The organism is Butyrivibrio sp., from assembly GCF_017940685.1.
Taxonomy (GTDB): domain Bacteria; phylum Bacillota; class Clostridia; order Lachnospirales; family Lachnospiraceae; genus Butyrivibrio.
Window position 1 is genome coordinate 1 of sequence record NZ_JAGAYD010000012.1, and the last position, 23,519, is coordinate 23,519.

The 23,519-nt window shown below is 44.8% G+C and carries 17 protein-coding genes; 6 read left to right on the forward strand and 11 right to left on the reverse strand.

Features of this window, described 5'->3' with window-relative positions:
• The 5 genes from J6I68_RS00665 to J6I68_RS00685 form a co-directional block, all read right to left on the reverse strand.
• Positions 1-780, reverse strand: a 780-nt coding sequence (locus tag J6I68_RS00665; protein ID WP_292216360.1) for a carbohydrate ABC transporter permease, incomplete at its 3' end; no start/stop codon positions are given.
• A gap of 76 nt (positions 781-856) precedes the next feature.
• Positions 857-2,209 (reverse strand): ABC transporter substrate-binding protein, encoded by a 1,353-nt coding sequence (locus tag J6I68_RS00670; protein WP_292216362.1) that lies wholly within the window; start codon positions 2,207-2,209, stop codon positions 857-859.
• 29 nt (positions 2,210-2,238) lie between these two features.
• Positions 2,239-2,784 (reverse strand): hypothetical protein, encoded by a 546-nt coding sequence (locus J6I68_RS00675; RefSeq protein WP_292216364.1) that lies wholly within the window; start codon positions 2,782-2,784, stop codon positions 2,239-2,241.
• A 211-nt stretch (positions 2,785-2,995) separates the two neighbouring features.
• A complete protein-coding gene (locus J6I68_RS00680) occupies positions 2,996-4,048 on the reverse strand; it encodes a peptidylprolyl isomerase (protein WP_292216365.1) in 1,053 nt (350 codons plus the stop codon).
• Positions 4,045-5,448 (reverse strand): NAD(P)/FAD-dependent oxidoreductase, encoded by a 1,404-nt coding sequence (locus J6I68_RS00685; RefSeq protein WP_330622348.1) that lies wholly within the window; start codon positions 5,446-5,448, stop codon positions 4,045-4,047. The genes J6I68_RS00680 and J6I68_RS00685 overlap by 4 nt, the downstream gene beginning before the upstream one ends.
• 236 nt (positions 5,449-5,684) lie before the next feature.
• Between J6I68_RS00685 and J6I68_RS00690 the strand changes: the two genes are divergently transcribed.
• Positions 5,685-6,284: a L,D-transpeptidase gene (locus J6I68_RS00690; protein WP_292216369.1), complete on the forward strand. Its 600-nt coding sequence runs from the start codon at positions 5,685-5,687 to the stop codon at positions 6,282-6,284.
• A 172-nt stretch (positions 6,285-6,456) separates the two neighbouring features.
• Positions 6,457-7,422, forward strand: a complete 966-nt coding sequence (locus J6I68_RS00695) for a 3-hydroxyacyl-CoA dehydrogenase (protein WP_292216371.1) — start codon at positions 6,457-6,459, stop codon at positions 7,420-7,422.
• A gap of 83 nt (positions 7,423-7,505) precedes the next feature.
• Here the strand turns inward: J6I68_RS00695 and J6I68_RS00700 are convergent, their stop codons facing one another.
• The 5 genes from J6I68_RS00700 to J6I68_RS00720 all read right to left on the reverse strand — a co-directional run bounded on the left by J6I68_RS00700 (position 7,506) and on the right by J6I68_RS00720 (position 15,303).
• Complete coding sequence (locus J6I68_RS00700; RefSeq protein ID WP_292216373.1) at positions 7,506-9,500, reverse strand: 2-isopropylmalate synthase; 1,995 nt, start codon at positions 9,498-9,500, stop codon at positions 7,506-7,508.
• A 262-nt stretch (positions 9,501-9,762) separates the two neighbouring features.
• A complete protein-coding gene (locus J6I68_RS00705) occupies positions 9,763-11,310 on the reverse strand; it encodes an ATP-binding protein (RefSeq protein WP_292216375.1) in 1,548 nt (515 codons plus the stop codon).
• Between the two features lie 13 nt (positions 11,311-11,323).
• Entirely contained in the window at positions 11,324-12,724 is a 1,401-nt protein-coding gene (locus J6I68_RS00710) for a vWA domain-containing protein (protein ID WP_292216377.1), read from the reverse strand.
• A gap of 74 nt (positions 12,725-12,798) precedes the next feature.
• Positions 12,799-14,160, reverse strand: coding sequence for a sodium-dependent transporter (locus tag J6I68_RS00715; protein WP_292216379.1), 1,362 nt, complete (start codon positions 14,158-14,160; stop codon positions 12,799-12,801).
• Positions 14,161-14,334: 174 nt separating this feature from the next.
• Positions 14,335-15,303: a leucine-rich repeat protein gene (locus tag J6I68_RS00720; RefSeq protein WP_292216381.1), complete on the reverse strand. Its 969-nt coding sequence runs from the start codon at positions 15,301-15,303 to the stop codon at positions 14,335-14,337.
• A 366-nt stretch (positions 15,304-15,669) separates the two neighbouring features.
• On the opposite strand from J6I68_RS00720, the gene J6I68_RS00725 reads away from it, so the two are divergent.
• Positions 15,670-16,521 carry a hypothetical protein gene (locus J6I68_RS00725; protein WP_292216383.1) on the forward strand — a complete coding sequence of 284 codons (852 nt, stop codon included), beginning with the start codon at positions 15,670-15,672 and terminating at the stop codon, positions 16,519-16,521.
• A 20-nt stretch (positions 16,522-16,541) separates the two neighbouring features.
• The gene (locus J6I68_RS00730; RefSeq protein WP_292216385.1) at positions 16,542-17,735 is read left to right on the forward strand and encodes a DUF362 domain-containing protein; all 1,194 of its coding nucleotides are present in this window, start codon (positions 16,542-16,544) and stop codon (positions 17,733-17,735) included.
• Positions 17,736-17,831: 96 nt separating this feature from the next.
• Here the strand turns inward: J6I68_RS00730 and J6I68_RS00735 are convergent, their stop codons facing one another.
• Positions 17,832-19,844, reverse strand: a complete 2,013-nt coding sequence (locus J6I68_RS00735) for a methyl-accepting chemotaxis protein (protein WP_292216387.1) — start codon at positions 19,842-19,844, stop codon at positions 17,832-17,834.
• Between the two features lie 217 nt (positions 19,845-20,061).
• On the opposite strand from J6I68_RS00735, the gene J6I68_RS00740 reads away from it, so the two are divergent.
• Both J6I68_RS00740 and iorA read left to right on the forward strand, forming a co-directional pair.
• On the forward strand, positions 20,062-21,696 hold the full coding sequence (locus J6I68_RS00740; protein WP_292216389.1) for a class I adenylate-forming enzyme family protein: 1,635 nt from the start codon (positions 20,062-20,064) through the stop codon (positions 21,694-21,696).
• A gap of 37 nt (positions 21,697-21,733) precedes the next feature.
• Entirely contained in the window at positions 21,734-23,470 is a 1,737-nt protein-coding gene (gene iorA, locus J6I68_RS00745; protein ID WP_292216391.1) for an indolepyruvate ferredoxin oxidoreductase subunit alpha, read from the forward strand.
• Positions 23,471-23,519 lie beyond the last annotated feature (49 nt).

Genomic DNA, 23,519 nt, shown 5'->3' on the forward strand with positions numbered 1-23,519 from the left:
CAGCATGTTCTCAAGAAGTGTACTAGGCACTTCTGTAGTCTGGAAAGGACCACCTTCTGTCAGGATCCTTACAAGGTCGTATGTCTTTAAGGAACCTGTTACCGCAAAGATAACGCTGACTCTGATGATTGGCTTGATGATAGGAATGACAATGTATCTGTCGATCTGCCAGGGAGATGCGCCGTCAAGCATTGCAGCTTCTCTAAGGTCAGTGGAAACGCCCTTGACTCCGGCATACATAAGCAGCATGTGATATCCGATGTACTGCCAGATTGTAGGAACCAGAATTGCTCCAAGAGCTGTCTTTACATCACCAACCCATACGTGTTTCCAGCTTCCAAGGTTAACTGCATCGAGGAATCTGTTGAGCACACCGTAGTCAGGGTTGTATATTTTAAGCCATAATTGACCAATAACCACAGTTGAAATTAGAACTGGCATAAAGAAAACTGATAAGAAAAATCTCTCTTTCTTAGGACGTCTTCCAAGAAGGAGCGCAAGGAAAAGAGAAAATGGCAGCTGAACAAATACTGAAAAGAATGCCAGTATCATTGAGTTCTTAAGAGCTGTCATGAACTTAATTGAGCCGTTAGTGAAAAGCTCTATGTAGTTGTCGAAACCGATAAATGTACCTTCTGAAAATCCATTCCAGTCAAAGGTACTTCTGTAAAGTGACACCGCAATAGGTGCAATCAGAATGCTGACAAAAAGTAAAAGACCAGGGAGCAAAAATAAGAATATTGTAATCCCCTTTTGAATTTGTGCCGTTTTTTTATTCATACCGTAACCTTCCAAAAAAATCGGTCCTTTCTGTATTCCCAAAGAAACGCAGGAAGGACCGATGTGTAGTTAAAAATTATCTGATGTCTTTAGCAAGACCATCAGTAAATGCCTGTCCATCAACCTGGCATCCATAAACCTGATCTACATATGAAAGATATGTGTTAGCATCGTCAGCGTTCATAGCTGTATCTCCGAAGAGTACGAAGTTGTCAGCCTTTGAAACGATCTCAGATACAGTCTGTGTAAGCTCGTTAACTGAGCTTGTGTCACCGTATGGTGTCCATGCAGGAAGTCCACATCCATCAAGGTATCCATAGTGGCAGATGAGCTTACCAAGCTCGAATGCATAGTCAGCAGCCTTCTCAGCGTTAGGTGAAGAAGCTGCAACTGCAAGTGTGTCTGAAGGTCCACCGATGAGCTGTCCGAGTTTAGCCTTGTCAGCGTTGATAACTGGGAACTCACCAACTTTTACCTTAGGGAAGAACTCTTCGTTAGCTGCGAAGTCTGCGCAGTTCCATGTACCATTCATGTAGAATGCATACTTGCCAGCCATGAAGTTGTTCTTAACTTCGTCGTTTGTAAGACCGATTCCTGAAGGATCGAAGTAACCGTTTGTTACAAGGCCCTGGAATGTGTTAACAGCGTCTGTTACGTCCTGATTAGCCCATGTAGCTCTTCCAAGGAAGATGTCGTTAAGAGTGTCAGCGCCTGCACTCTTCTCGATTACAGACTCAAGATACTCTGTTACACACCATGTCTCTTTTCCAGCACATCCGAAAGGAATGATGCCTGCTGCCTTAAGCTTGTCGCAGCACTCGATGAACTCATCATAAGTTCCAGGAATCTCTGTGTAGCCAACCTGTCCAAGAAGGTCCATGTTAGCGAAAAGACCAACGATGTTCATTGTTGTAGGAACACCATAGTGCTTGCCATCGTAAGTTGTGTTACCAAGCATGTTCTCAGGAAGTTCGCTCTTCCAGTTCTCGTAAGCATCGTCAAGGCAGTAAACCTTGCCAGCGTCTACGAAATCACCAAGGAATGCACATGACCATGTGAAGAAGATGTCAGGCATTTCGTTAGCTGAAACAGCAGCTTTGATCTTTGTCTTGTAAGACTGGTTCTCAAAAGCTTCCCAAGTGAAGTTGATGTCAGGATACTTAGCCTGCATATCAGCTATAGCTGCCTCATAAGCGTGACGGTTTGAGTCACTCTCTGTTGCGATACACCACATGTTAAGTGAAATAGGCTCACCTGAATCTGTGGCTTCTGCTGCCTGTGCAGGTTTCGCTGCAGGCTCTGCTGCTGGAGCCGCTTCCTGCTGTGCAGGTTCTTCAGCTGGAGCTGCAGGTGCGGATGATCCGCAAGCGGCGAGAGATAGTGTCATAATTCCCGCCAACAATACTGAAACTACTCGCTTCATTTTCATAACGTTCTCTCCTTTGTAAAATGTGTGTTTTATTTTACCCTGACCATAGGCCATGGATAAGCAACCGTTAGCTTGTCTCCACTGTCATTAAGTGCATAGTAGAGATATGCATCCTCAATAGGATCATCGTACATAAGCTTGATGCACTTCTTTGATTCATCTACACTGTAATGTCCGTGGAAAATGTTCTCCTCAGCAAATTCCCCATTTGCTGTAAACTGGTAAGACCAGCCGTTGTCCTGCTTCCAGACACCTACAATAGTTCCAGTGTCCTCAGTGCAGAGATCATATGTAGATTCTTCATACAGGGTCATCTGATCCCCATCCATCTGGTAACGCATTTTGATGGTATTGCCCTTATCATCTTTAAGAGTGATAAAGGTATCATCCTTGTCGTAGGTGTACTCATTCCCCTTATAGGTACACTTACCGTTGTCTGACAGGGTAATAACAGGCTCTGCAGGATCATGACTGTAAGCCCATTCTTCCTTGTGGCTTCCGCATCCGGAAAGGCTTGCCACAAGCAGCACTGCTATTATCCCCAAAGTGATTTTTTCTATGATCATTTTTTTCATACTGATTACCTCTAAATTCCGATAACCTTACTTATACGTTTACTATATTCCATCAGGTTTTTAGAATTAATGGATTTCTTTTACATCTGGTAGCACATTTTTTACTTCTTTAACATAAAATTTACTCTTTGTTTTCATTTTGTGTACATCTTGCACAAAAAGAATGGCACTTGTTTTTACACAAGTGCCAAATAATAGTCATTTTGCTATCTTATTTAAAGTATTTTGAATAAACTTGCATCAAATTTGTGGAAGAAACCTGCTCATCCTCATTTAATGAAATGCTGTCCCAGAGCTTAGTGTTAAGCTGCTTTGACAGTGTTGCCACAAAGGCGTCATACTGGGCTCCGAAGACTTCTCTTTTCCTCTTGTCCACTATCTTGATCTTGTTGGCCTCAGTCTCTTCCCTGTTGAAAGTACTAATACATTTAATGATAACGTACCCTTCAGAGGTTTCAACGATCTTACTGACTTCCTCTGTTCCAAGATTGAAGGCCGCTGTCTCATAGACACTTTCCATTCCGCCTTTGCCAAAAGAGATCGTTCCCTCATCAGCTTCGTTGTACTGGGCCATGAGTTCCTCAAAGCTCTCCCCTGCCCAGATCTTTTTAAGTATATCTCTCGCCCTGTTGTAGGCAGCGTTCTTCTCTCTTTCAGTGTAAGGAACTTTTTGTCCCGACCCATCCAGTGTGTAGGTCTTGATGAGGATCTGTTCTACAGTGATGGTGCGGGCCTCATCGTCGCTGATCTCGGGGTTGATGTCCCTTATGATATAGTCATAGAGTTTGTTGGCAAGAGCCTGCTCCGCCATTATCTGGGTAATGTCATCCAAAGTAACATTGTTCATGGCCGCTTTATCAGCATCTGATAAGCTCTCATAGTATTCTGACGCCGCCTGGACTGCAAGATCATTTTCCTCCTGGGATAGCGCAATCTCATTTTCAAGGGCAAGAAGGTTCATGACCTTGATCTGTGCGATCTTGGCCAGAACTGACTCTTTTAACCGATCTTCCACAGTTCCTGCATCAGTCTCTTTATCCCAGATGTCAGAGCCAAAGGTCTCTTCGTAGCCCATCTGGGTATTCATAAGATAAACAAGGGCCTCAGTCAGCGAGCATGACATGTCCTCGATCCTGAAGACCACTCCGTCGTCAAAGCCTGTGGTAAACACGATCCTGCGGTCAAGAAATTCCATAGGGGCGCAACCTGATAGAGTTAGCATTAAAGCAGCTGCTACAGCCACTAAAGGTGTCAGTCTTTTCATGCCTCCAGGGTCCTTATAATGCTGCGGGCAACGGAAAGTCCGTTGGCGCTTGCCTGCTGAAGTCCTCTTGTTACACCGGCTCCATCGCCGATGGCGCGAAGACCTTTGATACTGGTCTCAAAATCCTTGTTTATGATAACCTTGTTGGAGTAGAACTTAACCTCTACGCCGTATAGCAATGTCTCGTCTGAAGCAAGGCCTGGTGTTACCTTATCAAGGGCCTGGATCATCTCATCAAGGTCAACCATGATCCTGTGAGGGAACACAAGGGAAAGATCGCCAGGTACTGCATCCTTGAGAGTAGGGATCAGGTTGTTCCTGCAAAGTCTCTCCTCTGTTGTTCTTCTGCCACGCTTGAAATCGCCATAGGTCTGCACAAGGATCTTGCCTCCGCAGAGCATGTTTGAAAGCTCAGCGATCTTTTTACCGTACTCGATAGGAGTCTTAAATGGCTTGGTGAAGTTCTTGGATACAAGGAGAGCAAAGTTTGTGTTGTTTGTCTTAAACTCTTTTCCCTTATACGCATGTCCGTTAACTACAGCCAGACCGTTTTCATAATATTCAGTTGCAACCTCGCCTGATGGGTTGGTGCAGAAGGTTCTTACCTTGTCATCGAAGGTTGGTGTGTGGTAAATGAGCTTGGCCTCATAGAGGTTCTCATTAAGGAACTGCATAACTTCGTCCCTTACCTCAACTCTTACGCCCACATCGACTGTGCCAGGCCTGGTCTCAATGCCGATCTCCTCGCACTTATCCTTGAACCAGTCAGCGCCTTCACGGCCAACTGCGCTTACTATCTCTTTTGCAGTATAGGTCTCACCCTTATCTGTAACAACGCCGGTAGCAACACCATCTTCTACAATGATATCTTTTACCATGGTGTTAAACTCGATGGTCACGCCCTTAGAAAGAACATGCTCCTGAAGTCTTGAGTAGATCTTGTAGCCTTCCTCCGTTCCAAGGTGTCTTATTGGACACTCCACCAGCTTAAGATTAGCGCCTATGGCCTTTCTTCTGATCTCTCTTATCTCAGCTTCCTTGTCAACGCCGTAAACGCTAGTGTCAGCACCAAACTTAAGATAGATCTCATCGGATTCATGGATCAGCTTGCTTGCTTCGTCGTATCCAAGGATCTCTGGAAGATTTCCTCCTACGTCAGGAGAAAGAGAAAGCTTACCATCTGAGAATGCTCCAGCTCCCGCAAAACCTGTTGTGATGGAGCAGGGCTGACATCCAGCACAGGTCTTGGTGATCCTCTTAGGACAATTTCTCTTTTCAATGGATCTGCCCTTTTCGATCACAAGAACCTTAAGGTCAGGTCTCTTTTCCATAAGCTCATAAGCGCAGAAAATGCCTCCAGGGCCAGCGCCGATTATTATCACGTCTACATTTGTTGCCATAAATTCCTCCAAACTGCTGCGGGCAGTACAAACTGCCGCAAATGCACATTATATAACCATGTTCTGCACATGGGAAAGACATTATAACACACTCCAAAAAAAGTGCAAGCAGCTGTCTTTTTACTTATATATTATAATGGCTGGAGCCGTTGATTTACACATATTTATACACTTTTTAGAAATAATTGAGTATAATGATAGTACGTCAATTCGGTTAATAATGAGGGGAATGTCGTATGTATAAAAAAGTATCATCAATAATAATGTTATTTCTGCTAGTATTTCTTGCCCTTCCAGTCAAGGTAGACGCCGCAGCTTTTGATCCTGTCTACTACGCAGAGAGGTACCCTGACGTAGCCGCAGCTGTGGGCACAAGCCAAAAAGCACTCATAAACCACTACACAACTTACGGTGTCTACGAGGGAAGATTTCAGAATGCCCAGGAAGAGGCAGAAGGCAAGCCCCTTAACACCTATATTGATATAGACCTGGAAAACCAGCATGTCACCTACATCCTTGATGGCAACGTAGCTTTTGAAACGGACTGTGTATCAGGGGATGTATCAAAAAACAGACAGACTCCCACCGGAGTATATGCTATCTACGGTCACGTTCCAGGCCAGTATCTGACCGGTCCCACCTGGAAAAACTGGGTGGACTACTGGATGCCATTTTCTCCCGGAGGCTGCGGACTCCACGATGCCACCTGGCGAAAGAAATTTGGTGGAGAAATCTACAAGACCAACGGTTCCCACGGATGCGTGAATCTCTCTCACGATGCAGCAAAAGAGCTGTTCAACATGGTGGGCATCGGAACTGTTGTAAACGTTCACTAAAAAACAAGACACGGGGACGGTTCTGTTGTCTCCTTCGGCTCTGGACCTGCCACCCCGGCAGCCCAGGGCCAAAGGAGACAGCAGAACCGTCCCCGTGTCTTGTTTTTATACGAATATCTGATAAAATATTAACAGGGTTACTAATTATACATTTTTAGGAGGTATTTGTTTTATGGCTATGAACAAAGTAGTAGTTGCAGGCGGTGGTGTGTTGGGTACTCAGATCGGACTCATGTGCGCTTATACAGGACATGACGTTACTTTCTGGCTTAGAAGCGAGTCTTCCATTGGGAGGACACAGCCTAAGATCGACCTTTATTCAAAGGCTATGCTGGATGACCTTGCAGCAGCTAAGAATCTGATTGGCAATCCACTGGGTGCTCTTCTTTATCCAAGGGGACTTATCACAAAGTGGGAAGGCATCACAGCTGAGCAGATCGATGCTCTCATTGAGCAGGGTAAAAAGAATATGACCGACAACATACATATCGAGCTTGATATGGCAAAGGCTGTTGCCGGTGCAGATATTGTTATTGAATCTATGGCAGAGAATCCGGATGCCAAGATTGATGTTTACAAGCAGATGAGAAATCTTCTCGACGAGAAGACCATCCTTGTTACCAACTCTTCAACACTTCTTCCAAGTATGTTTGCTGAGTACACAGGAAGGCCCGAGAAATATCTTTCTCTTCACTTTGCTAACACTATCTGGAAGAACAACACTGCAGAGGTTATGGGACATCCTGGAACAGACCCCGAGATTTACAAGCAGGTTGTTGCATTTGCAGGTGAGATCAACATGGTTTCTCTTGAGCTTCACAAAGAGCAGCCTGGCTACATCCTTAACTCCATGCTGGTTCCTTTCCTTTCAGCTGCACAGGCTCTGTGGGCTAATGAAGTTGCAGATCCTAAAACAATCGACCTCACATGGCGTCTTGCAACCGGCGCTCCAAAGGGGCCTTTCGAGATCCTTGATATCGTAGGCCTTGAGACAGCTTACAACATCAACCAGATGAAGCCCGGTGCTCAGGAAGAAGGCAATATCTACAACAAGATCGGCAAGCTCTTAAAAGAGAAGATCGACAAGGGTGAGACCGGTATCAACAAGGGCAAGGGATTCTACGAGTACAACAAATAACACGAATAAATATACATTTTTCAAAGTCAAAGCCGGCTCGCTGAGCCGGCTTTTCTTATTTGATCTGGTTTACTGTTTTGTTTTTATCTGGTGCTGCTGCGGTACTGGACCGGAGTCATGCCGTATTTCTTTTTAAAGAGTCTGTTGAAGTGCTCAACGTTCTGATAGCCTGCTGCCTCTGCGACCTTCTCAACCTTCATGTTGCCGTTTCGAAGAAGGGTGCTGGCCTTGTTGAGCCTTATTCTCTTTACGTTCTCTCCAAAGGTCATTCCTGACTTTTCCTTGATGTACTTGGACAGGTATGGCTTTGAAAGATAGAACTGGCTTGAGAGGTCATCTAAAGTTACAGTCAGGTAATTTTCCTGGATGTAGTTGATGATGGAGTTGATCCTCTCGTCCTTGTTGTTCTTGATATTTCTTACAGTGTCGATCTGGTTTACTGCTATTACAAGAGCATTGATGGAAGACTTGATGATATCTTCGTCAATTCCAACACCCCAGAACTTCTGGCCATTGTAGGTGATACCAACGTATGAGCAGGCCTTTGAGGATGATCCTCTTGAAAGAGCGTGTTCCTCGTAGGTTGAAAGTTCGTAGCTGATGTTGAAGTACTGCTTGATGGCATTACTTACAGCATCAAGGCGTCCGTTACCGTTTGCCTCAACCACGTGCTCTTTATCCCCGTGACTTACTGTAACTTCCGCAAGAATTCCATCGATCTGCTTGAAGTGTACAACAGGAATGCGGAATACGTTGTCGTTGTGAACGTACTTATCTTCAAATATCTGATAGATCCTTGCAGGTGAAAGCTCAGCATGCTCTCTGTCTGAGATATCCTTGATGGTATAGCTGATATCTGCCTGCATCTCTTTTGGAACCATCATGCCATAGTTGGTCTTAAGGATGTAGCTTACGCCGCCCTTACCGGACTGGGAGTTGATCCTGATAACGTCTCCGTCGTACTCTCTTCCAAGATCCTTGGGGTCGATTGGAAGATAAGGAACTGACCAGATTCCGCCGTCCTTTTTCTGCTCGTGCCAGGAGAATCCCTTTGAGATAGCGTCCTGGTGAGATCCTGAAAATGCAGTAAACACCAGCTGTCCTGCATATGGCTGTCTCTCATAGATGCGCATTCTTGTAAGGCGCTCATAGGTTTCAGCGATCTCTGTGATATGGCCAAAATCCAGGCCTGGATCAATGCCGTGGGAATACATGTTGATAGCAAGGGTAACAATATCAACGTTACCTGTTCTCTCTCCGTTTCCAAAAAGAGTTCCCTCAATCCTGTCAGCTCCTGCAAGGCATCCAAGCTCAGCATCGCTGACACCTGATCCTCTGTCGTTGTGTGGATGGAGTGATAAAGTAACTGCATCCCTGTACTTAAGGTTCTTGCTGATATACTCAACCTGAGTTGCGAACACATGTGGCATTGCGATCTCAACAGTTGTAGGGATGTTGATAACTACCTTATTTTTCTTGGTTGGCTTCCAAACGTCGAGAACAGCATTGCAGACATCAACAGCATAGTCTACCTCTGTTCCAGGGAAGCTCTCTGGTGAATATTCAAAAGAGAAATTGCCGTTTGTCTCTTTTGCCAGCTTATCAAGAAGCTTTGCTCCGTCAACGGCGATCTTCATGACTTCTTCTTTGCTCTTTTTAAACACCTGCTCACGCTGTGCTACAGATGTGGAGTTATACAGATGGATAATGGCCTTTGGAGCACCCTTTACTGCTTCGAAGGTTCTTTTGATAATATGCTCTCTTGCCTGAGTAAGAACCTGAACAGTAACGTCGTCAGGGATCATGTTCTTTTCGATAAGGGTTCTTGCAAACTCAAACTCAGTCTCAGAAGCTGCAGGGAAACCGATCTCGATCTCCTTAAAGCCAAGCTTTACAAGCATTGTAAAGAATTCCAGCTTTTCATCAAGACTCATGGGCTCAATAAGGGCCTGATTGCCATCTCTTAGATCTACGCTGCACCAGATGGGTGGGTGATCAATGTAGTCTTTCTTGACCCAGTCATAAGAAGGCTTTGGTGGCATGAAGTACTGTCTCTGGTATTTCTCTACGTTTTTCATATCTGCTCCTCGATTCTGTATTTGATGAATTTTTATCTCATATGCTTTGCACTGATTGATCATTATTAATTATGTCGACATATTTTTAATATGGATTAGTTGATAATTAATACAATCGCTAGATAATTTTCATCATTTTTATTGATGGTTATTATCATACCACAATTTTGCGCAATTACATCATGGTGAATTTAATCACTTTTCTTGATGAAAATTAATAAAAGAGCCAGTGTAGGTTATCCCTCACTGACTCTCATAGCCTTTAAAACACCAATTGCTGTGCCATTTCTTTTAGTTCCTGTTTTCTGTCTGACAAAAGAAGGAGCTTGTTGTACTTGTAGTAGGCCTCATTGCCTGTTTCTCTTACGAACTTAAGGCTGTGATAAGCACTTGACAGCTCGGTTAAGAATATTACCATCTCCTGGCTGCCGGTCAGAGCTTCACTGTCGCCAAATACTTCCTCAAGGAATGTAAAGCTGTTGGAGAGGTGTTCTCCCGTGCGCCTTATCGCTTCCTGCCTGCTATCCTCCCGTTTTGTAAACCACTTCTTGGCTTCTGCCAGCTGCTGTTCCCATGACGCTCCGTTCAGGCCACCTTCTGTCAGCACCTTTATGCACTCTCCAATGGCCTCTACCGCAAGGAGTATATTCTTTTCGCTGTCTCTGTCTATCATGCCAGCATCTTTCTTGTTCTTAACTTCATCAAGAAGCGCTGCCTGCCTTGCAGCAAGTTCTCCCCCGGCGCTTGTCTCAGCACATTCTGCTGCCTTTGAAGCGCCTTCTGCAGCCACAGCCTTTATGGTCTCAAAGAGCTGCTTCTGGACCGCCTGCTGCCGTGCATAGTCCCTGAACTCTCCCATAAGAGCGTCAGTAAGAAGCCCAATTACACTTAGCTTTTCGTCAAAAGAGCCTTTCCTTAGCCCCTCTTTATCCTCAGGGAACCTGCCTTCTAAGATGTCCGGAATCCTGTAGACCTGATTATATCTAAGATACAGCTCATAGTAGGTAGCAAAGTCCCTTGCGATCTCAGTGTTCTGAAGGTACTGGCCGCAAAGGTTTTCATCGATGACAATGCCAAGCTTTTCATGGACCTTCATAACCCTTGAAAGGTCCTCCCAGCCTCTTGCTGTCACAAAGCTTCTGCCGTCAACGTCAGTCTTTATGCTGTAGAAATTGTCCTTCTTGATCTCAAGATATGCAAGGATAGCGCCGTGGATAGAAGCCTTGTAGGCGTAATCCTTCCAGGCATCAAAATCCTCTTCAATGTTGATCTGCCTTACCCTGTCCAGAGTTACAATATCAAAGTCCCTGACAGATTTGTTGAACCTTGCCGGGTTTCCAGCAGTTACGATTATGAAACCATCAGGGATCTTGTGACTTCCAAAAGTCTTGTACTGCAGAAACTGAAGCATGGTAGGCGCCAGAGTCTCTGATACGCAGTTTATCTCGTCAAGGAAAAGAATTCCCTCCTTCACCCCAGACTTTTCAATCTGGTCGTAAACGCTGGCCACGATCTCACTCATGGTGTACTCGGTAACCGAATACTCTTTTCCCCCAAAGGTCCTTGTTGATATCTTGGGAAGGCCTATGGCGCTCTGCCTTGTGTGGTGGGTTATGGTGTAGGCCACCAGGTTGATCCCAAGGTCGTGGGCGATCTGCTCCATGATGGCGGTCTTTCCTATTCCGGGAGGCCCCATGAGAAGTATAGGTCTTTGCCTCTCCACAGGGATCTCGTATTGTCCGGCCTCATCCTTTGAAAGGTAGGCTCTTACTGCGTTTTTAACTTCCTCTTTTGCCTGATCAATATTCATGTTATCTCCAATCCTACATGTATAGCTTAAGTGCCCAGTCAGGCACCTTGTCATCCTCGTAATCCGAATCCTCTATAAAAACAAAGGCTGTGTCGTAGTCCGTTGGCTTCTCGGGGAAAATCCCGTAGCCATCAGTAAAATAGATAAGGCCCTTAAGGTTTTCAAAATAGCTACTCCTTCGCAGCTCTTCAACCTTTTCAAACACCGGCCTGAAATCCGTGCCGTAGCCCCCTTCCACGTGAATACCATCTGCATACTTTTCCATGTCCTCTGCAGATGTAATGGTGTCCACCTTTTGAACCTGGTCGTCGCACTGCAAAACCACGATCTTTATCTTTTGAAAAAAGTTCTCGGAGGATAAAAGCATCGATCCTGTCTCATTAAGAAATCTCTGGGCCATCTCATCCTGACAGGAAGCAGAAGTATCTATGGCGATCACCAGCTCCTGCACTTTCTTAACTTCCCTGAATTCATTTTCCTCAATAAGCGGCATATCGCCGTAGGTATCAAGTCCGAAGGCGTACATTCCGTAGTCAAAAGAGTCAAGATCGATCCCGCCTTCTTCCCGAAGTTCCTTAAATCTTTCAAGAAACTCTTTGTAGTCGCGTCTGTTTGTGTTTTCAAACTTAAGGATCCAGGAGAGCTTACCTATCTTGTCGCTTTGGTTTTTTCCAATGGTCTCAATCTCAGTCTCAAGGCGCTTAGCCTCTTTATCCCAGTCCTTCTGTCTGTTTTTTATCTTCTGAAGGCGGCGGGGATTTATGTACTTCTCCGTCTTCTTGCCATCGCTATCTGGCCCGTTTGGAGTATCCATATCATCTGGAAGATCAGGCTTTTCCTTGTCATCCTCTGACTTATCATCGCTTTTATTATCTTCCAGCCTTAGCCAGAACCCGTGGTCATCTAAAAAGAACTCTCTCTCAAGCTTCTCATACTCCAGCTCATCTGGCATATTTGCCTCATCAGAAAAGTACCGGTAGAGCTTCTCCACTGTAAGTACCTTTAGCTCTTTTGTCAAAAGAGAATACCAGCGGTCCCGAAAGTCGCTGCTGACCCGGTAGATGCACTGATAGTCCATATCATCAAGGATTGACTCAACCACAATATCCGCGCACAGATCAAAAAGCCTTGTATCCTCATACCTCTCCGAGGTGTACATGTGCCTGAAGATGCAGTGCAGCAGCATATGGACGTAGGTCCTGTTAAGCTTGCCCGGCTCCTCCACAAAAAGCCGCAGAATATATGAAGGGTTGAAGCGAATGCTCACTGCATCCGTGCCAACACTGGTGGTGGAAAGATCCATCTCATAGGAAAGGCTGTTTAGCGCTGCCCCCATGAATCTCATATCCATATAAAGTTCAGTCCTTGCAGCATTAAGCACCTTAAGCCCAAGGTCATTTAGCTTTTCTCTCATACACCCTATTATGGCTATTAAAAAAGACTACCGCAAGCTAAAAGTGACCATGCGGTAGCCGTAATTTCTTTTCATCAAACAAGTCCGTTGATAATGATTATAAGGATAAGGACTGGAAGGACGAAGCGAAGATAGTTTTTTATCCAGCGAGGCATTTTGGTGCCTTCTCCGGTGTTTACTTCCTCCAGGTAGTTATCAAAGCCCCAGCCAAGACCTGTTACGCAGAACAGGAGGATAACCAGCGCTCCGATAGGGAGGATAAGGTTACTTACTAAGAAGTCCTCAAAGTCCAGGATATTCTTGCCGCCAATGAAAGTGATGCCGCTCCACTTGTTAAATCCAAGAACGCAGGGGAGGGATGCAAAGAGCATGAAGATACAATTTATCACGATAGATGCTGTCCTTGTAATCTTAAAGTTGTCAACAAGGCATACAATGAGGTTTTCAAAAACCGCAGTCACTGTAGAAAAGCTTGCAAAGCTCATGAATACAAAGAAAAGTGTCCCCCAGATCCTGCCAAGGGGCATGTTGATAAATAGCTCAGGGAGAGTCACGAAAATAAGTGATGGTCCCTGCTCAGGCTCAACTCCAAAAGAGAAGCATGCCGGGAAAATGATGATCCCTGAAAGGATGGCAACCACGGTATCCAGCGCACTGATCCTCATGGCTTCGCCGCTAAGAGCCCTGTCCTTTGACATGTAGCTTCCAAAGACTTCAATTGATCCCATACCAATGCTCAGGGTAAAGAATGCCTGGTTCATAGCAGCTGCCAGAACCTTGTGTATTCCAATAGCCTTTGCCTTGCCAAAGTCTGGTAAAAGAAAGAAGGAAAGCCCCTCCTTTGCTCCAGGAAGCATTACGCTGTGGACCGCCAGAACTGCAATAAGCAAAAGAAGCCCAAGCATCATGAATTTGTTGACCCTCTCAAGTCCATTCTGGACGCCAAAGCTAAGTACAAGGAAACCGATAAGGACTGTGATTATTGTAAAGATTCCCATCTCTATGGGGTCTGCCATAAGCCCGTCAAATGTGGCCTTGGCACTGCCATTTTCAAGATGCTCAAATTCACCTGTGGCGAACTTGTAGAAATAGTCAAACATCCAGCCTGCAACGGTGGTGTAGTACATCATAAGAAGGTAATTACCTATCATTGACACCCAGCCGTGAAGATGCCACTTTGTGCCCTTCTTTTCAAGGGACTTGTAGCCATTGACCAGTGTGAGTCTGCTCTTTCTTCCAACAGCAAGCTCCATGGTCATTACAGGCACACCCATGATGATCAAAAACAAAAGGTAAAACAAAACAAAGACAGAGCCTCCGTTCTGCCCTGCCACATAAGGAAACTTCCAGACATTTCCGATTCCGATAGCACATCCTGCGCTGACTAAAATGAATCCAAGACGTGACCCGAATCCATCTCTGCTTCTTTCACTCATAACAAATAATCCTTTAACACTTTAAATTCTAACTGCAAAAACAGCCAACGAAGATTATAACATCTATCGGCAAATATTCAATTAACAAAATTTTGATTCATAGATGTGAACAGTCTTGGCCTTTGGGAAAAGATCTGAAGTGGTCTCAGTGTTTCCTGCCCTGTGAAGCGATAGTTAAAACTCAAACCTCATAGCAGCGCTTTTTTCTGAGCCTGCGCCGCTTCCAGATTCCATAAGTATTGCCGTCACTTCAGTAAGCCCCAGCTCTACAGAACATGAAATTGCCTCATCTATAGCGCCCCGTGAAAAAAGTTCTTTTTCCCCGCTGTATCTTAGAAGTTCTCTGATCATATTTACTGCCGGGGCAGGATCATCCTTGGCTCCTTCGATATATCGTTTCAATATAGAAAGGCCACACCCTGATACATACTCCTCGTACATCAGTCTGTATCTGTCATCCAGCTCCACCGGATAAAGTAGCCTTCCCACTGCTATATCCTCCGATACGCTTCCGCCGTCGATCTTGGCCTTTTCAAAGAGCTTGTCATATTCCCGGTAGTTGATACTGCGCCTGTCCACGCACTCCCTGTAAAACATGCCAGAGCCTGCGATGGAAAACTGTATGGTGCGGGCCATAGTGTTTTCGTTGAAGTCGTAGACGTACTCAGGAAAAGTCAGGGAGCTGGTGACGTAGATTTCGTTTCCCGGGCCGGTCACGCCCTGATCTTTTTCTTTTTCCTGTCTGACCCTTATTGTAAAGTGCAGGGTCCTGTCGTTGTCTGAAAGGAAATTTCTTATGACTTCAAACCAGGTCCTGTTTATGGTGATGTCAATCTCGCTCAGGCTGTCGCACTGCCTGCAGACTCCGTCGTAGTAATCATCAATACTGTCGAAAAGAGATATCTTTTTCAAATTTCTGCAGTTGTGAAACGCAAAACCGTAAAGGGTCTTTATGGTCTCCGGAAGTGTCACGCTCTTTAGGTCCTGTCTGGCAGAAAATGAGTGATTGCCAATAGCCTCCACCGGAAGTCCCTCTATCTGCGCTGGCACCACCAGATTGCTAACTGCCCCCTCATAGCCTGTGATCTCTATATATTCATGAGCATCCTTTTTATGCTCTTTTTTCTCAAATAGAAATGGCACGTCGTTACCTCGCTTTATTCATTTGAACATATGCTTTACTTTACTCATCAGTTTGTGTATAGTATTACCAATTAAATCAACGCTCCAGTTGAATCAGCTTTCCAGTCAGGAACAGCTGAAATTTTCACCAACAATAGGTTTCGCTAGTCTTTGTTTTAGGTAATGCATATACAAAACGGCTTAGTTCCATGTTTTATATGCCTTTTTGCCCCCTATCAAAAGTCGCGCTCGCGTTATTCACTGATTAGACATATAAAGGACTATATCAACAGTTCTATTTATATGCCTTTTCTATGATTCCTTTTGAAAAGAGAAGCAAGAAGCCTTCAATAAGCATATAAATCGAAGGAGCTTTACACCATTTATATGTTTGAACAAAACAATACCACGCGTACCAAGAAAGGACAAAGCACAAAGATGCCATTACACAACCTTCAAAAAGAACTTGTGAAACGAAAAGAGCTATTAACAAGCATAATAAATACAAAAAGTATATCACTAAAATCCGCACCTCAGGGCAATTTGCGGATATTAAAAAGAAAAAACCATTACCAGTACTATTTAAGGAACGATCCAAAAGATACAAACGGAATATACATTCCTAAAAAAGATATTAAAATAGCCGCAAGTGTACTGCAAAGAGACTATGACAAAAAGATAATAGAAATAGCCAGTAGGGAATTGTCAAAGATTGAAGAATATCTGGCTTTACTATCGAACAATTCCATAGAAATAATAATAGACAGCTTTAGTGAGTCCAGAAAAAGGCTAATAGAGCCTGTGTATACGTCTGATGAAGAATTCATTCGGGAATGGATCAGTAAACCTTATGAACACATGGGTTTTGATGAAGATTCAGATGAATTATATTCAACTAGTGGGACTCGCGTTCGTTCTAAATCCGAGGTCATAATCGCCAATATGCTAGAACAGTACAACATTCCTTATAAATATGAATACCCTATCATATTGAAAGGAAATCATTTAACAAGGCCTGATTTTACTTGTCTGAACATCAAAACAAGACAACTACTGATCTGGGAACATCTTGGAATGATGGATAATCCGGATTATGCTGACAGAAACATCCGAAAATTGTCATTATATGAGAAAAGTGGCTATATTGTTGGAAAAAATATGATTGTTACATTTGAGTCTTCACATGTACCACCTGCATCCAATATAATTAAGAGTACTATTGAAAACTTCTTGTTATAAGCGAGAAAGGATTATCACTAATGTCAAATACCCCAGTAGCACTGGTTAAGTGCGACAGCTATGAATATGAAGAGGTGAAAAGAGCTCTCGATGAGAGCCTTGATCTCATAAATGCCCTGGACTTTGTTAAGCCCGGCATGAAGATCGGTATAAAGGCGAACCTGGTTACAGGCTCCTCTGCAAATAAAGCAATCACCACTCATCCGGTACTTTTAAGAAGACTGTGCGAGCTCATTACAGAAAGAGGCGCAAGCGTAGTGATCGGTGACAGCCCCGGAGGTCTGTATACTCAGGCTTTTGTTCAGAACGTTTATAAATCCTGCGGACTACACGAGCTTGAAAGCAGCTCCGTTACCCTCAACACCGACTTTTCCATAAAGGACGGAAAGTTCCCTGAGGCCGAATCCCTTAAGAGCTTCATCTACACTGGATGGCTTGACGATGTGGACGCCATTATCGGTTTTTCCAAATTAAAAACTCACGCCATGATGGGCATGAGCTGTGCTGTTAAAAATATGTTTGGCTGCATTCCCGGAACCACCAAGCCCGACTACCACATGAGATTTCCTGAAGAGAAGGCCTTTGCCAACGTCATGGTGGATCTCAATGAATTCTTTAAGCCTGTGCTCTACATCGTGGATGCCATAGACGGAATGGAAGGCAACGGCCCTACAGCCGGCGAAAAGAGACATATCGGTGCCATCCTTGCTTCCAAAAGGCCCTACAGCCTTGATATGGTCTGCGCTCATATGATCGGAATGGGAATAAATGATGTTCAGACACTGCTCGTGGCAAATGAAAGAGGCCTTGGTCCTAAAGATATAAGTGAAGTCTCTATTCTTGGCAGCTACAGCCTCGAAGATGCCAAGATCCCTGATTTTAAAAGAGCTACCATCCACCAGAGCATTACCTTTGAGGGCGGAAGCGCTTTTAACAGGATAAAATCAATTGCCGTAAAACTGGCCTACTCAACCAAGCCCCTTGTTAAAAAGGACGAGTGCATAGGCTGTAAAAAGTGCCACGACACCTGCCCCGCAAAGGCAATCACCATGATTCCTTCAAAGGGTGCATCCCCAAAAGGCACCGGCTACATTCCGCAGATCGACCGAAGCAAGTGCATCAAGTGCTTCTGCTGCCAGGAATTCTGCCCGGTAGGAGCCATGAAGGTCCACTACAACCCTATTGGCAGCCTGCTCAATAAAATGCAGCGATAACAAGACACGGGGACGGTTCTACTGTCTCATTGCATGCAATGAGACAGTAGAACCGTCCCCGTGTCTTGTCAGTAGAACCGTCCCCGTGTCTTGTTTTTACAGTGTATACTGTGACAGATCAGAATTGATCTCGTCTGAGTACTTGTTCAGGTTCTCGGATACGGTCGTGATATTTTCAGTCTCCTGGCGGAGTCTGTTACTCTCAGTTACGATCACATCGCTAAGTCCAAGGACTTCGTTAATATTGGAAACCTGTTCCTTAGTGGTGACTGCATTTCCAGATGCAACATCATTGATCCTCTCGATTCCACTGGCGATCTCCTGGATACCTTCTGTAGCCTTGCTGACATCTTCGTAGATAGTGTTGAAGGAATCGTTGGCCTCATTAACACCGCTTATGCAGGCCTCCATATCTTTTACACAGATATCAGCCTTGCTGTTGATATCTTCGATATTCTTAGTTACATCTTCTATAAGTCTTCTGATATTGTCGGTAGCCTCAGATGACTGATTTGCCAGTGCGCCAACCTCCTGAGCTACTACAGCAAATCCCTTACCCATCTCTCCTGCTCTTGCAGCCTCAATAGAAGCATTAAGTGAAAGAAGATTGGTCTGAGCGGAAATAGCATTGATGGCCTCTGTGATTCCGGTGATCTCTTCAACTGACTTAGCAGTAACTTTGATAAGGTCTGTGAGCTCGTTGATGGTATTTCCAAGTGTTGTAACATTCTTGGTCATAAGTTCCATCTCGCCCTTACCCTTGCCTGAAGCATCCATGGTCTGGTCGCAGAGAGCACGTACATCCTCAGCGTTAGTAGCAAGCTGGCTGGATGTGGAAGCAAGCTCGTTGGCAGCATCTGCAATCTCTTCGATAGATGTAGTCATAGCATTTAAGGTGCTGTTGAGCTTTTCAATGGACTCTCCCTGATTCTGGTTGGCATCTGAAAGGCTGTGGGAGATGTCGAAGCACTCTCCTGCGCGGCTGCTCATCTCGCCTGAAATTCCAGACAGACTGTTGAGGGTTGTCCTCATCTTTTCAATATATGTATTTAAGCTCTCACTAAGAGTTGTGATCTCGTTGTTTCCTTCAGGAACAAGGGCAACGGTAAAGTCGCCCTGGCTGATGTCTGTAAGTCTCTCTGTAACTGTGGTTACAGGACCGATAGACTTCTTTATTGTAAAGTACATGAGCACAGCCATAAGGATAATAAGTACCAGGCCAATAACCATTGTCAGTACAATGACCTTGACGATGGCACCGCTAAGGATATCTGAAGAAACAGCACTTACTACAACCCAGGATGTGCCAGCAATATCAGTAGCAACAAACATCATGGAGCCTGCGTCAGTCTTTGCTGTCATAACTCTGCTGCCATCACTTGTAGCTGAGGTATTTAAGGTGTCATATATAGCAGCAAGTCCCTTCGCTATTGGATCAGTTGTATCAGCAAGAGTCTGGCCAACACTCTCAGTCACATTGCTTATAAGTATGTCTTTTGTATCCTTATTAATGATGTAGTACTTGGCATCCGGTGCATAGGAGGCAAAACCATTTACCTTCTCAGCCACTTTATCAAAGTTGATGTCACTACTTAAAACTGTGCCATCGCTTATCATTACAGAACATGCAAGACAGGTCTTGCCTGTGGAGGCATCTACATAAGGCTCAGATGAAAAGACATTTCCTCCTGCCGCAATAGCTCCCTGATACCATGGTCTGTCTGTAAATACAAAGGTATCGTCAGGGATCCAGCCTGAACCATCAAGAAATACATTCTCGTTTCCATAAGCCATATAAATATCCTGAGAATCCGGGTCCTCCGCAGTAAGAGCAAGCAGAAGATTTCTCATATCCTCATGAGACATAGAAGGCGACTTTTTGATAACAGATGCAGTCTGAGAAACTCTCTCCTGAACGCCGCTCCACCAGCTCTGTATCTCACTTGCATATGTCAGAGACTCTCTGGCCAGAATGTTGTAAGTAAGAGGCTCGATATTATCAACCGCAAGCTTAATACTAAGCTGTGTGATAACAACGATAATGATCGCTGAATAGATGATGATCTTGGTAAGTAATGTCTTTTTAAGGGATCCTCTTTTAGTCTTCACTTTTACCATCTCCTGTTCTGAAAATTCGCTATAAAAAGTAGCGATATTACTATACTAATACACGGAATGTTGTTTATCAATTATCCGAAAAATAATATAATCATAATTTTTTCTAAAATTTTTTCAGCGTCTGACTACTTTCTCCTTTTTATTTGCTTTTTAAAAGAAAAAAAGGTATACTTTACTTTAGCACTTTAAAGCGGGGGAGAATTATATTATGCCAATTACAGATTTATTAGAGAGAAACTCTAAACTCTACGGAGATGAAGTTGCGCTTGTTGAGATCAATCCTGAGATAAAGGAAGAACAACGTGTTACCTGGAAGGAATACGAACTCATCCAGCCAACATCTACCAACTATTACAGAAGACAGATCACCTGGTCCGTGTTTGATGAGAAGGCAAACCGCGTGGCCAACATGCTGATCGAAAGAGGAATCAAAAAGGGACAGAAATGTGCCATTTTACTTATGAACTGCCTTGAATGGCTGCCAATCTACTTTGGTGTTCTTAAGGCCGGCGCCGTTGCAGTTCCTCTTAATTTCCGTTTTGACTCAGAGGAGATCGATTACTGTCTCAAGGCATCAGATTCAGATGTTTTGTTCTACGGACCAGAATTCATCGGAAGAATTGAGGACATCGCCCAGAAACTAAAAAAAGAGATGCTTCTTTTGTTCGTAGGTGATCAGTGCCCATCCTATGCAGACGATTACTACAGATACGCATCAAACGCATCCTCCAAGGCTCCCAAGATCCTTATTGAGGACAAGGATGATGCAGCTATCTATTTTTCATCAGGAACAACAGGCTTTCCAAAGGCTATTTTGCACATCCACACAGCTTTAATGCAGTCAGCTCAGATGGAAGCCATGCATCATGAGACCACTCACGCAGACAATTTCCTTTGCATCCCGCCCCTTTATCACACTGGAGCAAAAATGCACTGGTTTGGATCTCTTTACACCGGAAGCCGCGCTGTACTTCTTAAGGGCAATTCACCTGAAGCAATCTTCAGGGCAGTGTCTGAAGAGAGATGCACCATCGTGTGGCTCCTTGTGCCCTGGGCTCAGGACATTCTCGCGGCCCTTGACAGCGGCAAACTAAAACTTGAGGACTTCCACTTAAAGCAGTGGAGACTTATGCACATCGGTGCTCAGCCAATCCCACCTTCACTGGTTCGTCACTGGCTTGAGTACTTTCCACATCACAAGTACGACACCAACTACGGCCTTTCAGAATCAACAGGCCCCGGCTGCGTACACCTTGGCATGGAAAATGTCAGAAAGGTTGGCGCCATCGGAATTCCTGGCTACGGCTGGAAGACCAAGATCGTTGATGAAGAAGGAAACGTTGTTAAACAGGGCGAGATTGGCGAGCTCTGCGTAAAGGGTCCTGGCGTAATGGTTGAATATTACAAGAACCCTGAGGCAACAGCTGAGATATTAAAGGACGGCTGGCTCTTTACAGGAGACATGGCCCGTCAGGACGAAGAAGGCTTCATCTTCCTGGTAGACAGAAAGAAAGACGTCATCATCTCCGGCGGTGAGAACCTGTATCCTGTTCAGATTGAGAGCTTCCTTATGAAGAACAACAAGATCCATGACGCGGCTGTTATCGGCCTTCGCGACCAGCGTCTTGGCGAGATCGCAGCTGCCATCATCCAGGTAAAAGAAGGAATGACCTTAACAGAAGAAGAAGTTGATGAGTTCTGCGTAGATCTTCCAAGGTACAAGAGACCAAGAAAGATCATTTTCGCAAATGTCATAAGAAACGCAACCGGAAAGATCGACAAGCCAAAGCTTCGCGAGATCTACGCCGGCGCACATATCGTCGAAGATCAGAATCAGTCCTGATATTAAATATTTTCTGTAAAAAGTAGGAGGTTTTACAATGAACGACAACAAAGACAAGCAGATCATGCTGGGTAATAAGGCTGTTGCCCGTGGTCTTTATGAGGCCGGTGTCTGCTTTATTTCAAGCTATCCCGGAACCCCAAGTACTGAGGTCACCGAGGAAGCGGCTAAATATGATGAGATCTACTGCGAATGGGCACCTAACGAGAAGGTTGCCATGGAGTCCGCTTTTGGCGCCAGCCTTGCAGGCCGCAGAAGCTTTTGTGCTCAGAAGCACGTTGGACTTAACGTGGCTGCTGATCCTCTTTACACCATGAGCTACACAGGTGTAAATGCAGGAATGGTCATCGTTGTAGCTGACGACGCAGGCATGCACTCATCTCAGAACGAGCAGGATTCAAGGCATCACGCCATCGCATCCAAGGTTCCCATGATCGAGCCATCAGACTCAGAAGAGGCTCTTAAGTACACCAAGCTTGCCTACGAGATCTCTGAGAAGTTCGACACTCCTGTGCTCCTTAAAATGTGCACAAGAGTTGCTCACTCCCAGTCCCTGGTAACTGTTGGCGAGCGTCAGGTTCCAGATTTTCCTTATGAAAAAGATATCGCGAAATATGTTATGATGCCTGGCAATGCAAAAAAGCGTCACCCCATCGTTGAAGAGCGCACAAGAAAGCTCATCGAGTACGCAGAAAACTGCCCTCTTAACCGCGTTGAAATGGGCGGCACTGAGATTGGTATCATTACCTGCTCTACTTCATATCAGTATGTAAAAGAGGTATTTGGAGATTCCGTTTCAGTTCTTAAGCTTGGAATGACCAACCCTCTTCCAGAAAAACTAATTAAGGACTTCGCTTCAAAGGTAGACAAGCTCTTTGTTGTTGAGGAACTTGATCCAATCATTGAGAATCACGTAAAGGCTCTTGGCCTTACTGTTACAGGAAAAGAACTTCTTCCTGTATGCGATGAATTCTCACAAAATCTCATTGCAAAGGCCTTCGGAAAAGACACAGCTGACAGCTTTGCTCTTTCTGACAACATTCCAATGAGACCTCCTGTAATGTGTGCAGGCTGCCCTCACAGAGGACTCTTTTACACTCTTAAAAAGAATAACTGCACAGTCCTTGGAGACATCGGCTGCTACACTCTTGGCGCTGTTCCACCTCTTGGTGCCATCGAGATGACTCTTTGCATGGGTGCATCAATCGGTGCTGTTCACGGCTTTAACAAGGTAAGGGGAAAAGAGTCTGAAGGAAAGACTGTAGCTGTTATCGGAGATTCAACCTTTATGCACTCCGGAATGACAGGTCTTGCAAACGTTGCCTACAACCAGAGTAATTCAACCATCATCATCGTAGATAACTCCATAACAGGTATGACAGGTCACCAGCAGAACCCTACAACAGGCTACAACATCAAGGGAGATCCTGCCGGCAAGATCGATCTTGAGGCCCTTTGCAGAGCTATGGGCTTTGAGAGAGTCAGGGTTGTTGATCCATATAACCTTAAGCAGTGCGACGAGGTTCTTAAAGAAGAGCTTTCAGTTGAAGCTCCTTCAGTCATCATCTCAAGACGTCCATGTGCACTTCTTAAGTATGTTAAGCACAATCCTCCGCTTACCGTTAACCACGATAAGTGCGTTGGCTGCAAATCCTGTATGAAGATCGGATGCCCTGCTATTTCCATGAAGAACGGCAAGGCAACCATCGACAACACACTTTGCGTTGGCTGCAACGTATGCAGTCAGCTGTGCCCTGTAGGAGCATTTGCGTAGAGCACTTGGTGAGGTAGTATCGAACCTAGTGCGAACCAGTCACGTGCAC